At 62.9% G+C, this 13,167-nt stretch carries 9 protein-coding genes, 1 tRNA gene and 1 pseudogene; all 11 read right to left on the bottom strand.

All coding sequences use genetic code 11. From position 1 onward, the window contains the following. Positions 1 to 29: 29 nt before the first annotated feature. Positions 30 to 668 (bottom strand): lema family protein, encoded by a 639-nt coding sequence (locus tag ABIC90_RS12540; RefSeq protein WP_354354447.1) that lies wholly within the window; start codon positions 666 to 668, stop codon positions 30 to 32. Between the two features lie 98 nt (positions 669 to 766). Next, positions 767 to 4,996, bottom strand: coding sequence for a DNA-directed RNA polymerase subunit beta' (rpoC, locus tag ABIC90_RS12535; RefSeq protein ID WP_354354446.1), 4,230 nt, complete (start codon positions 4,994 to 4,996; stop codon positions 767 to 769). 20 nt (positions 4,997 to 5,016) lie between these two features. After that, positions 5,017 to 9,141 carry a DNA-directed RNA polymerase subunit beta gene (gene rpoB / locus ABIC90_RS12530; protein WP_354354445.1) on the bottom strand — a complete coding sequence of 1,375 codons (4,125 nt, stop codon included), beginning with the start codon at positions 9,139 to 9,141 and terminating at the stop codon, positions 5,017 to 5,019. A gap of 250 nt (positions 9,142 to 9,391) precedes the next feature. Then, positions 9,392 to 9,763, bottom strand: coding sequence for a 50S ribosomal protein L7/L12 (rplL, locus tag ABIC90_RS12525; protein ID WP_354354444.1), 372 nt, complete (start codon positions 9,761 to 9,763; stop codon positions 9,392 to 9,394). A gap of 45 nt (positions 9,764 to 9,808) precedes the next feature. Next, a complete protein-coding gene (rplJ, locus tag ABIC90_RS12520) occupies positions 9,809 to 10,351 on the bottom strand; it encodes a 50S ribosomal protein L10 (RefSeq protein ID WP_354354443.1) in 543 nt (180 codons plus the stop codon). 245 nt (positions 10,352 to 10,596) lie between these two features. Next, positions 10,597 to 11,295, bottom strand: a complete 699-nt coding sequence (rplA, locus tag ABIC90_RS12515) for a 50S ribosomal protein L1 (protein WP_354354442.1) — start codon at positions 11,293 to 11,295, stop codon at positions 10,597 to 10,599. Next, entirely contained in the window at positions 11,296 to 11,727 is a 432-nt protein-coding gene (rplK, locus tag ABIC90_RS12510; protein WP_187113694.1) for a 50S ribosomal protein L11, read from the bottom strand. A 134-nt stretch (positions 11,728 to 11,861) separates the two neighbouring features. Further along, complete coding sequence (gene nusG / locus ABIC90_RS12505; protein WP_354354441.1) at positions 11,862 to 12,482, bottom strand: transcription termination/antitermination protein NusG; 621 nt, start codon at positions 12,480 to 12,482, stop codon at positions 11,862 to 11,864. Beyond that, complete coding sequence (gene secE, locus ABIC90_RS12500; protein WP_354354440.1) at positions 12,483 to 12,866, bottom strand: preprotein translocase subunit SecE; 384 nt, start codon at positions 12,864 to 12,866, stop codon at positions 12,483 to 12,485. 104 nt (positions 12,867 to 12,970) lie between these two features. After that, a tRNA-Trp gene (locus ABIC90_RS12495) sits at positions 12,971 to 13,046 on the bottom strand. 27 nt (positions 13,047 to 13,073) lie between these two features. After that, positions 13,074 to 13,167: pseudogene (locus ABIC90_RS12490) on the bottom strand (elongation factor Tu); the annotation flags it as partial.

Below are 13,167 nucleotides of genomic sequence, written 5' to 3'. Positions count from 1 at the left end.
CCACGCAGAGTAAAAAAGGAAGACGCCGCTCAGCGCAAGGGCGCGGCCGGACGAAGACGCACGGCCCATGCCACCAGCTGCGCCGGAAACTGGACGATCGCGTCGTTGTAGTGGGCCACCGCAAGGTTGAACTGGCTGCGCGCGATCTCGGCGGCCGCCGAAGGCTCGGGCCAGGGAATCGGTTCGACCGCGTTCGGCGCGGTGGTCATGCCGTTCCCCGTGCTGCCGCCCGTGCTCGTGCCCGCGGGGGTGAGCGGCACCGGCCGCGACAGCGTTCCGTCCGCATCGAAGACCGTCACCGCATCCGGATGCTGTCGCTGCCATGCCGTGATTAGCACCTGCAGCGCCGTGCCCAGCGCCGCCATGCCGCCCGGGTCCAGCGGATGCAGCCGGGTGGCGCCCAGCAGCGTGGCCAGTTGCGTGGTGGCCGCCTGCAGCGGCGCCACCGACGACGACAGCTCCTGCGGCGGCGGCGACTCCCCCTGCAGCGCGGCGGTGATGCTGGCCTGCACGAAATCGAGCTGCCTGCTCAATGCCGCGTCCAGCGTCGCGTACGCCTGCAGCACGGCCGCGCGCAGGCGCACCAGCCGGTTGTAGGCGCCGACGAACCAGAACAACAGCACCGCAATGGCGATCCAGCTGGCCAGCGACTCGGGCAACACACTCATCGGAAACGACACCTCATCGAAACACAAAGAAAAACGCCCCCCAACCAGGGGCGGTCGGGGGGCGTGTTGTACCGGTCATGGCCGGTGATGCTAGCCGCTTATTCGGTCGCGGCGCCTTCGCTGGCGTCGACCGTGGCGTCCGCATCGCTCGAGGAACCCGCCAGTTCGGCGGCTTCGGATTCGGCGATGGCGCGGCGCTCGGCGTCGTCCATGGCGTCCTTGGCCCGGCGTGCCTGGTGATACGCCATGCCGGTGCCCGCGGGAATCAGGCGGCCGACGATGACGTTTTCCTTCAGGCCGCGCAGCTCGTCGCGCTTGCCCATGATCGCGGCTTCGGTCAGCACGCGCGTCGTTTCCTGGAACGAAGCAGCCGAGATGAACGAGTCGGTCGACAGCGACGCCTTCGTGATACCGAGCAGCAGGTTGGTGAACGTCGCGGGGATCTTGCCAGCGGCGCGCAGGGCGTCGTTGGTGTTGAGCATTTCGCTGCGTTCGACCTGTTCGCCGGAGATGTAGTTCGTCTCGCCGATGTTGTCGACCACGACGCGGCGCAGCATCTGGCGAACGATCACCTCGATGTGCTTGTCGTTGATCTTCACACCCTGCAAGCGGTACACGTCCTGCACTTCGTCCACGATGTAGCGCGCCAGTTCTTCCGAACCCAGCAGGCGCAGGATGTCCTGCGGGTCCGCCGGACCGTCGACCACCGACTCGCCCTTGTTCACCACCTGGCCTTCGTGCACCAGGATGTTCTTTTCCTTGGGCACGAGGTCTTCGTAGACGCCGCCTTCGGGATCGGTGATCTGCAGGCGGATCTTGCCCTTGGTCTCTTTACCGAACGACACGGTACCGGTCATTTCGGCCAGCATGCCCTTGTCCTTGGGCGAACGGGCTTCGAACAGCTCGGCCACACGCGGCAGACCGCCGGTGATGTCTCGCGTCTTCTGGCCTTCGACCGGGATGCGGGCCAGCACTTCGCCGGGGCCCACGTCCTGGCCGTCGCGGATCTGCACCAGCGAGCCGATCGGGAAGCCGATCGTCACCGAGTGGTCGGTGCCCGGGATCTTCACTTCGGCGCCGGAGGCGTCGATGAGCTTCACCTGCGGGCGCACGACCTTGGCGGCGCCGCGGCGCTTCGGGTCGATCACGACCAGGGTCGACAGACCGGTCACTTCGTCCACCTGCTTGGCGACCGTGAGGCCTTCCTCGACGTTCTCGAACTGCGTCTTGCCGGCGAACTCGGTGATGATCGGGCGCGTCAGCGGATCCCAGTTGGCAAGCACGTGGCCGGCCTTGATCTGCTGGTCGGCCTTGACGGCCAGGATCGCGCCGTACGGCACCTTGTGGCGCTCGCGCTCGCGGCCGTGTTCGTCATGGATGACGATCTCGCCCGAACGCGAAATCACGACCAGCTCGTTCTTGCTGTTGGTCACATAGCGCATCGTGGCGTTGAAGCCGATCGAACCGTTCGACTTGGCTTCCACGCTCGAGGCGACGGCAGCGCGCGAAGCGGCGCCGCCGATGTGGAAGGTACGCATCGTCAGCTGCGTGCCGGGCTCGCCGATGGACTGGGCGGCGATCACACCGACGGCTTCGCCGATGTTGATCAGGCCGCCGCGGCCCAGGTCGCGGCCGTAGCAGGTGGCGCAGATGCCGAAGCGGGTTTCGCAGGTCAGCGCGGTGCGGACCTTGACTTCGTCGACGCCCTGGGCTTCCAGGACTTCGATGTTGTCTTCGTCGAACATCTCGCCGGCCTTCAGCAGCACCGAACGGTTTTCCGGATGCAGCACGTCGTCCGCAGCCGAGCGGCCGAGGATTCGGTCGCGCAGCGACTCGATCACTTCACCGCCTTCGACGATGGCGCGCATCAGGTAGCCGCCGTGGGTGCCGCAGTCCTGCTCGGTCACGACCAAGTCTTGCGTCACGTCGACCAGACGACGGGTCAGGTAACCCGAGTTCGCCGTCTTCAGCGCCGTGTCGGCCAGACCCTTACGGGCACCGTGGGTGGAGATGAAGTACTCCAGCACGTTCAGGCCTTCGCGGAAGTTCGCGGTAATGGGCGTCTCGATGATCGAGCCGTCCGGCTTGGCCATCAGGCCACGCATGCCGGCCACCTGGCGAATCTGCGCTGCGGAACCGCGGGCGCCGGAGTCGGCCATCATGTAGATGGAGTTGAACGACTCCTGCTCGACTTCCTTGCCGTGACGGTCGATGACCTTCTGCTTGGAAAGCTTGGCCATCATGACCTTCGACACTTCGTCGCCGGCCTTGCCCCAGATGTCCACTACCTTGTTGTAGCGTTCGCCGGATGTCACCAGACCGGAGACGTACTGCTGTTCGATCTCCTTCACTTCCTTGGCGGAGCGCTCGATGATGCCGTGCTTTTCAGCGGGCACCAGCATGTCGTCGATCGCGATCGAGATACCGGCCTTGGTCGCCAGACGGAAGCCGTTTTGCAGCAGCTTGTCGGCGAACACGACGGTCTCTTTCAGGCCGCACTTGCGGAACGAGACGTTGATGAGCTTGGAGATTTCCTTCTTCTTCAGCGCCTTGTTGATGTTCGAGAACGGCAGGCCCTTGGGCAGGATCTCGGACAGCAGCGCGCGGCCCACGGTGGTGTCCACGAGCGAGGTCGACGGCGTGAAGACGCCGGTTTCCTTGTCCTTGGTGTATTCCGTGATGCGCACTGCCACCTTGGCGGTGAGCTCGACTTCGCTGGCGTCCAGCGCGCGCTGCACTTCACCGATGTCGGAGAAGATCAGGCCCTCGCCCTTGCCGTTGATGCGGTCGCGGGTCGTGTAGTACAGACCCAGCACCACGTCCTGCGAAGGAACGATCGACGGTTCGCCCGACGCCGGGAACAGCACGTTGTTGGAGGCCAGCATCAGCGTGCGGGCTTCCATTTGTGCTTCCACCGACAGCGGCACGTGAACAGCCATCTGGTCGCCGTCGAAGTCGGCGTTGAAGGCCGCGCAAACGAGCGGGTGCAGCTGGATGGCCTTGCCTTCGATCAGGATCGGCTCGAACGCCTGGATGCCCAAACGGTGCAGCGTAGGCGCACGGTTCAGCATGACCGGGTGTTCCTTGATCACTTCTTCCAGGATGTCCCAGACCACCGGCGTGCCCGATTCGACTTCCTTCTTGGCAGCCTTGATCGTGGTCGCGATGCCCATGGCTTCGAGGCGCGAGAAGATGAAGGGCTTGAACAGCTCGAGCGCCATCAGCTTGGGCAGGCCGCACTGGTGCAGCTTGAGCGTCGGGCCCACCACGATGACCGAGCGGCCCGAGTAGTCCACGCGCTTGCCCAGCAAGTTCTGGCGGAAACGACCGCTCTTGCCCTTGATCATGTCGGCCAGCGACTTGAGCGCGCGCTTGTTGGCGCCCGTCATGGCCTTGCCGCGACGACCGTTGTCCAGCAGCGAGTCGACGGCTTCCTGCAGCATCCGCTTTTCGTTGCGCGCGATGATTTCCGGAGCCTTCAGCTCCAAGAGGCGGCGCAGGCGCGAATTGCGGTTGATGACGCGGCGGTACAGGTCGTTCAGGTCGGAGGTCGCAAAGCGGCCGCCGTCCAGCGGCACCAGCGGACGCAGGTCCGGCGGCAGCACAGGCAGCACGTCCAGCACCATCCACTGGGGCTTGATGCCCGACTTGCGGAAGGCTTCCAGCACCTTCAGGCGCTTGGAGTTCTTCTTGACCTTGACTTCGGAGCCGGTCAGGTCACCGCGCAGGCGTTCGATCTCGCTGTCGAGCTCGATGCCTTCCAGCAGGTCCTTGATGCCTTCGGCGCCCATCTTGGCAACGAATTCGTCGCCGTATTCCTTGCGCTTGGCGTCGTAGTCGTCCTCGGACATGATGCCGAACTTCTTCAGCGGGGTCATGCCGGGGTCGGTGATCACGTAGGCTTCGAAGTACAGCACGCGTTCGATGTCGCGCAGCGTCATGTCGAGCACCAGGCCCAGACGCGACGGCAGCGACTTCAGGAACCAGATGTGGGCGCAGGGCGCGGCCAGGTCGATGTGACCCATGCGCTCGCGACGCACCTTGGTCTGCGTGACTTCAACGCCGCACTTCTCGCAGATCACGCCGCGGTGCTTCAGGCGCTTGTACTTGCCGCACAGGCACTCGTAGTCCTTGATGGGGCCGAAGATCTTGGCGCAGAAGAGACCGTCGCGCTCGGGCTTGAACGTGCGGTAGTTGATCGTCTCGGGCTTCTTCACTTCACCGAAAGACCACGAGCGGATCTTCTCGGGCGAAGCCATGCCGATCTTGATGGCATCGAAATGCTCATCGGGCGTGAATTGCTTGAACAGGTCGAGTAGCGATTTCATAAGACTCTTTCCCTTTTCAATTAAGAACGCTCGAGCTCGATGTCGAGCCCCAGCGAACGAATTTCCTTGACCAGCACGTTGAACGATTCCGGCATGCCGGCTTCGATCGAGTGCTCGCCCTTGACGATGCTTTCGTACACCTTGGTACGGCCTTGCACGTCGTCGGACTTCACGGTCAGCATTTCCTGCAGGACGTAGGCGGCGCCATAAGCTTCCAGCGCCCACACTTCCATTTCACCGAAACGCTGGCCGCCGAACTGCGCCTTGCCGCCCAGCGGTTGCTGGGTAACGAGCGAGTACGGGCCGGTCGAGCGGGCGTGCATCTTGTCGTCCACCAGGTGATGCAGCTTCAGGAAGTGCATGTAGCCGACGGTGACGGGGCGCTCGAACTGGTCGCCGGTGCGGCCGTCGTACAGGTACGCCTGCGTGCGCGTATCGGTCAGGCCCTTGAGCTTGGCGATGTCGTCCGGGTAGGCGAGCTTCAGCATGCCGCGAATTTCGTCTTCCGAGGCGCCGTCGAACACCGGCGTGGCAAAGGTCGCGCCGCTTTGCAGGTTGGCCGCCATGGCGAGCACGTCGGTGTCGCTCAGCTGGCTGAGGTCTTCCGGACGGCCCGAGCCGTTGTACAGCTGCTCCATGAACTTGCGCACTTCGGCCACCTTGGCTTCTTGCTGCAGCAGGTCGCCGATGCGCTGGCCGATGCCCTTGCCGGCCCAGCCCAGATGCACTTCGAGCACCTGGCCCACGTTCATCCGCGAAGGCACGCCCAGCGGGTTCAGGCAGATGTCGCACGGCGTGCCGTCGGCCATGTGGGGCATGTCTTCGACCGGAACGATCTTGGACACAACACCCTTGTTGCCGTGGCGGCCGGCCATCTTGTCGCCGGGTTGCAGGCGGCGCTTGACGGCCAGGTAGACCTTGACCATCTTGAGCACGCCCGCGGGCAGCTCGTCGCCCTGCGTGAGCTTCTTGCGCTTTTCTTCGAACGCGAGGTCGAAGCTGTGGCGCGTCTGCTCGAGCGAGTTCTTGATCGACTCGAGTTGCGTTGCCACTTCGTCTTCCGCCGGGCGGATGTCGAACCAGTGGAACTTCTCGACCGATGCCAGGTAGGCCTTGTCGAGCTTGGTGCCCTTGGCCAGCTTGTTCGGGCCGCCGTTGGCGACCTTGCCGGTCAGCAGCTTCTCGATACGGTCGAACGCGTCGGCTTCGACGATGCGAAGCTGGTCGTTCAGGTCGAGGCGGAAGCGCTTGAGCTCGTCGTCGATGATCTGCTGGGCGCGCTTGTCGCGCGTGATGCCTTCGCGGGTGAACACCTGCACGTCGATCACGGTGCCTTGCGAGCCCTGGTCCACACGCAGCGAGGTGTCCTTCACGTCGGAAGCCTTCTCGCCGAAGATGGCGCGAAGCAGCTTCTCTTCAGGCGTCAGCGTGGTCTCGCCCTTCGGCGTGACCTTGCCCACCAGCGTGTCGCCCGGCTGCACTTCGGCGCCGACATAAATGATGCCGGATTCGTCGAGGCGGTTGAGCTGCTGCTCGGCCAGGTTCGGGATGTCGCGCGTGATTTCTTCGGCGCCCAGCTTGGTGTCGCGCGCCATCACCACCAGTTCCTCGATGTGGATCGAGGTGTAGCGGTCTTCGGCGACGACGCGTTCGGAGATCAGGATCGAGTCTTCGAAGTTGTAGCCGTTCCAGGGCATGAACGCGATCAGCATGTTCTGGCCGAGGGCCAGCTCACCCAGGTCGGTCGATGCGCCGTCGGCGATCACGTCGCCCTTGGCGATCTTGTCGCCGCGCTTGACGATGGGGCGCTGATGGATGTTGGTGTTCTGGTTCGAACGCTGATACTTGATCAGGTTGTAGATGTCCACACCCACTTCACCGGCAGCTGCTTCGGCGTCGTTCACGCGCACCACGACACGGGTCGCATCGACGTAGTCGACGATACCGCCACGGGTGGCCGTGACCACGGTGCCCGAGTCGACCGCGGAGACGCGCTCGATACCGGTACCGACCATCGGCTTTTCGGGACGCAGCACAGGCACGGCCTGACGCTGCATGTTGGCGCCCATCAGCGCGCGGTTCGCATCGTCGTGCTCCAGGAACGGCACGAGCGAGGCAGCCACCGACACGATCTGCGCGGGCGACACGTCCATGTACTGGATGCGTTCGGCGCCGACCAGGATCGATTCGCCGGCTTCACGCGCCGACACCAGGTCGCCGGTCAGCTTGCCGTCCTTGTCCAGGACCGCATTGGCCTGGGCGATGACGTACTTGCCTTCCTCGATGGCCGACAGGTAGTCGATGTCCATCGTGACCTTGCTGTCGACCACGCGGCGGTACGGCGTCTCGATGAAGCCGTATTCGTTCAGGCGGGCGTACAGGGCCAGCGAATTGATCAGGCCGATGTTCGGGCCTTCGGGCGTTTCGATCGGGCAGACGCGGCCGTAATGGGTCACGTGCACGTCGCGCACTTCGAAGCCTGCACGTTCACGCGTCAGACCGCCCGGGCCAAGGGCCGACACGCGGCGCTTGTGGGTGATTTCGGACAGCGGGTTCGTCTGGTCCATGAACTGCGACAGCTGGGAGGCACCGAAGAATTCCTTCAGCGCGGCCGAGATCGGCTTGCTGTTGATCAGGTCGTGCGGCATCAGCGGCTCTTGCTCGGCCTGACCCAGACGTTCCTTCACGGCCTTCTCGATACGCGCCAGGCCGGTGCGGTACTGGTTTTCGGCCAGTTCGCCGACGCAACGCACGCGGCGGTTGCCCAGGTGGTCGATGTCGTCGACTTCGCCGTTGCCGTTGCGCAGGTCCACGAGGATCTTGACCACGGCCAGGATGTCTTCGTTGGTCAGCACCATCGGGCCGGTGGATTCGTCGCGGCCGACCTTGGCGTTGAACTTCATGCGGCCCACGCGCGACAGGTCGTACGTGTCCGGGTTGTAGAACAGGCGCTGGAACAGGGCCTGCACCGCGTCTTCCGTCGGCGGCTCGCCGGGACGCATCATGCGGTAGATGGCCACGCGGGCTGCGAACTCGTCGACGGTTTCGTCGATGCGCAGCGTCTGCGAGATGTACGCGCCCTGGTCCAGTTCGTTCGTGTAGATGACCTGGATGTCCTGCACGCCGGCCGTGCGCAGCTTCTTGAGCAGCGCTTCGGTCAGTTCGTCGTTGGCCTTGGCCAGGATTTCGCCGGAGTCGGCGTCGACGATGTTGCGGGCGATGACGCGGCCCACCAGGAAGTCTTCCGGCACGCTGATGTGCGTGGTGTTCGACTGTTCCAGTTCACGCGTGTGGCGTGCGGTGACGCGCTTGTCCTTGGCGACCACGACCTTGCCCGACTTGTCGGTGATGTCGAAGCGCGCGACTTCGCCGCGCAGGCGCTCGGAGACGAACTCCATCTGCGCGCCGCTGTCCATCAGGCGGAAGTTGTCGTTCACGAAGAAGTTCGCGAGGATCGATTCCGGGTTCAGGCCGATGGCCTTCAGCAGGATCGTGACCGGCATCTTGCGGCGACGGTCCACGCGGAAGTACAGCATGTCCTTCGGGTCGAATTCGAAGTCGAGCCACGAGCCGCGGTAAGGAATCACGCGGGCTGAGAACAGGAGCTTGCCCGAGCTGTGCGTCTTGCCCTTGTCGTGTTCGAAGAACACGCCGGGCGAACGGTGCAGCTGCGACACGATCACGCGCTCGGTGCCGTTGATGATGAACGAACCCTTTTCGGTCATGAGCGGCACTTCGCCCATGTAGACCTCTTGTTCCTTCACTTCCTTGACCACCTTGGACTGCGACGTCGACGACTCGCGGTCATAGATGATGAGCTGGACCTTGGCGCGCACGGCCGAGGCGAAGGTCAGACCGCGGGTCTGGCATTCACGCACATCGAAAGCCGGTTTCGCGAGGTTGTACTCGAGAAACTTCATCTCGACGAAACCGTTGTGCGAGACGATCGGGAAGGCGGCGTCGAACGCGGCCTGCAGGCCTTCGACGGTGCGTTGTTTGGGGGCGATGCCCGCTTGCAGGAACGCGGTGTACGCGTCTTTCTGCATCTGCAGCAGGTAGGGGATTTCGACGACGCTGTCGCGATTACCGAAACTTTTTCGGATGCGCTTGCGTTCGGTGTAACTGTACGCGGACGATTGGGCCATGAGAGCTCCGGAGCTTGAGATCTTCAGCGACTTGTCAGCAGTGCCTAGGCACCACTGCTTGGCGGCTGGCCACTACCAGCCGTTGGCGGACGGCGATGCATTGCACATCGCCCGAACCAAGGGGTCTTCTGCAGTCGGGGTCAGAAGACACTCGAAAAACGCGTCGGGATGGCGTCTTTCGGGTGCGCTCTGAAAGCGGCAAAGGCTGGAGGGCCTTTTCAGGCACCTCCAGCCCTCTAGAGGGTCTGAATTACTTCAGTTCCACCTTGGCGCCGGCTTCTTCCAGCTTCTTCTTTGCGGCTTCAGCGTCAGCCTTGGACAGGCCTTCCTTGACAGCCTTGGGAGCGGCTTCCACCAGGTCCTTGGCTTCCTTGAGGCCCAGGCCGGTGATTTCGCGCACGGCCTTGATGACCGACACCTTGTTCGCGCCGACATCGGCCAGCACGACGTTGAACTCGGTCTGTTCTTCAGCTGCCGCGACTGCGGGGCCTGCAGTTGCGGGACCTGCCATGGCGGCAGCGCTCACGCCGAACTTCTCTTCGATGGCTTTCACCAGTTCGTTGAGTTCCAGGACCGTCATGCTGTCGAGCGCGGTCAGAAATGCGTCTTTATCGAATGCCATTTTTGTTTCCTAACAATTGGGTTGAATATTTCAAACGCCGGCCGCTTACGCGGGCTGCGCTTCGGCTTCTGCCGGTGCATCGGTTGCGGGTGCTGCTGCGCCTTCGCCACGCTTCGCGGCCAGCGCCGCGAGAACGCGTGCCGTACGGGAAATCGGGGATTGCATCAAGCCCAGCAACTGCGCCAACAGCACTTCCTTCGAAGGGATGCTTGCGAGCTGCTTCACGCCGTTCACGTCCAGGACCTTGCCGCCAAACGCACCGCCGCGAATCACCAACTTGTCGTTGGTCTTCGCGAAGTCGGCCACCACCTTGGCGGCGGCCACTGCGTCTTCGGAAAAGCCGTAGATCAGCGGGCCGGTCATCTGGTCGCCGATGACTTCGAATGCGCTACCAGTCACAGCACGGCGTGCCAGCGTGTTCTTGAACACGCTGAGAGTCACACCCTTGCTGCGTGCTTCGGTACGCAGTTTGGTCATATCGGCAACCGTGATGCCACGGTATTCCGCCAGCACGAGCGTTTGAGCTTTTGCGGCGAGGCTGGTCACATCACTGATGACCGCTTCTTTCTCACTGCGATTCAGACTCAAGGTCTACTCCTTTTAATGCGACCTTCGGCCGGGGCCTCGGATCGCGCTTCATGCAGCGACCAACTGTCAGGAACAAAACTAATTCCTTGCAGTGGGGTCGCCATCTGCGCTGATTGCCGGACAAGAGGTCCGGTGATTAAGTGCAGGCAACCCTGCACACCAGCGGTCTTGGATGGCTCACGGCAACCGAAGCTGCCGCGACCCACCACATCCGCCCCGCGCCTTTCGGAGCCGGGCAAATTTCTTCAGCTCGCCGAGATGGTTTGCGTGTCCACGCGGACACCCAGACCCATGGTCGACGACACAGCCACCTTGCGCAGGTACACACCCTTGCTGGTCGCCGGCTTGGCCTTGACCAGAGCGTCGATCAGCGCGGCGAGGTTGCCTTGCAGCTTGTCGGTGTCGAACGAACGACGGCCGATCGTGCCATGGATGATGCCGGCCTTGTCGACGCGGAACTGGACCTGGCCAGCCTTGGCGTTCTTCACGGCCGTGGCGACGTCCGGGGTCACCGTGCCAACCTTGGGGTTGGGCATCAGGCCGCGCGGGCCGAGAATCTGGCCGAGCGTACCGACGACGCGCATGGCATCGGGGGCAGCGATCACGACGTCGAAAGGCATGTCGCCAGCCTTGACCATGGCAGCCAGGTCGTCCATGCCGACGATGTCGGCGCCGGCGGCCTTGGCTTCTTCAGCCTTGGCGCCCTGGGCGAACACAGCCACGCGCTTGGTCTTGCCGGTGCCGTTGGGCATCACGACGGCGCCACGCACGACCTGGTCCGACTTCTTCGCGTCGATGCCCAGTTGCACGGCCACGTCGATGGATTCATCGAACTTGGCGGTGGCGGCTTCCTTCACGAGACCGATGGCGTCAACGAGGGAGTACAGCTTGTTGCTGTCGACCTTGCCTTCGAACGACTTTTGCTTCTTGGTGATCTTGGACATTTACACGCCCTCCACAGTCACGCCCATCGAACGGGCGGAGCCGGCGATGGTGCGAACGGCCGCATCCAGATCGGCAGCGGTCAAATCCTTCATCTTGGCCTTGGCGATCTCTTCGAGCTGAGCGCGCGTGATCTTGCCGACCTTGACGGATTGCGGCGTGGCCGAACCCTTGTCCAGCTTGATGGCCTTCTTGATCAAGGTGATCGCCGGCGGCGTCTTGATGATGAAGGTGAAGCTCTTGTCAGCGAACGCGGTGATGACCACCGGCAGCGGCAGACCCGGCTCGACGCCTTGGGTTTGCGCGTTGAACGCCTTGCAAAACTCCATGATGTTCAAACCACGCTGGCCCAGTGCGGGACCGATGGGTGGTGACGGGTTGGCCTTACCAGCTGGCACTTGCAGCTTGATGAAGCCGACGATTTTTTTCGCCATGCTTTGCTCCTTGCGGGTGATATCGCCTTGGCTTTCGCCGCAGCTCCCCGGGGTTGAACGACTCTTCGATCAAGGCCGCGCACCGAGTCGGATAGCGCGCAGCCGGAAATGGTTCGGGCCTTTCGGCCCGAGGCTCAGGTCTTTTCGACCTGGCTGAATTCGAGCTCGACGGGCGTGGAGCGGCCAAAAATCATGACCGACACGCTGACCTTGCTCTTCTCGTAGTTGACGTCTTCCACCGTGCCATTGAAGTCGGTGAACGGGCCTTCCTTGACGCGCACGAACTCGCCGACGGTGAATTCGACCTTGTGGCGCGGCTTCTCGGTGCCCTGCTGCATCTGGCTGACGATGTCCTCGACCTCTTTCTGCGAGATCGGAGCCGGACGGTTCTTGGCGCCGCCCACGAAACCCGTCACCTTGTTGGTGTGCTTCACCAGGTGCCAGCTCTCGTCGTTCATGATCATTTCGACCAGCACGTAGCCAGGGAAGAAACGACGCTCGGTGGTGCGCTTCTGGCCGTTCTTGATTTCGACCACTTCTTCGGTCGGAACCAGGATGCGGCCGAACTTGTCTTGCATGCCGGCGCGGTTGATGCGCTCGGTGATGTTGCGCTCGACAGCCTTCTCCATGCCCGAATAGGCATGCACCACGTACCAACGCAGATCGGGGTTGGCGGCAGGAGCCAGGACAGAGGTGTTTTCCTCTTCCGGAGTGCCCGGCGTGGCTTCAACTGCATTCACTGGATCAGCGGTCATTTATTTTCTCCAGCCCAGAATGAGGTCGAAAAACACCCATTCGAGCGTTTTGTCGGTGAGCCAGAGGAAGACGGACATGACCGCCACGAAGGCGAACACATAAGCCGTCATCTGCATCGCTTCCTTGCGGGTCGGCCAGACAACCTTCTTGACCTCGCGCCACGAGTCGCGACCAAAGGCCCACAACTGACGGCCATTCTCCGAACTGCCGAAAGCACCCACGGCCGCAGCCAGGCCGACCAGCAGCGCAGCCCATTGCACCAGCGATCCTTGGCGCGACAGCAGATAGAACGCCACGATGGCGCCCACTGCCAGCACCACAGCCGCAGCCATCTTGGCTTTGTCGGCACCCGTGCTCACGGTTTCGATTTGAGAAGTGGCCATGGTTGGCTGATTTCCTGTGGTCTTTCGACCTTCAATTCAATGCGTCTCTTGAGACGCCGAAGCCCATCGGGTCGCGATGGGCTTTTTTGGAGGTGCCACCTAGGTGGCAGGGGCAGTAGGAATCGAACCTACAACCTTCGGTTTTGGAGACCGACGCTCTGCCAATTGAGCTATACCCCTCCGGTACTCTTTGCGTGCGACTTCTTCTTAGATGTCGAGGATCTTTGCCACGACGCCCGAACCCACGGTGCGGCCGCCTTCACGGATGGCGAAGCGCAGGCCTTCTTCCATCGCGATCGGG

The sequence above is a fragment of the Variovorax boronicumulans genome (assembly GCF_040544675.1).
GTDB classification, from domain to species: Bacteria; Pseudomonadota; Gammaproteobacteria; order Burkholderiales; family Burkholderiaceae_C; genus Variovorax; species Variovorax boronicumulans_D.
Note: the sequence above shows the minus strand (reverse complement) of the source record. Positions and strands in the feature narration are given on the sequence as shown.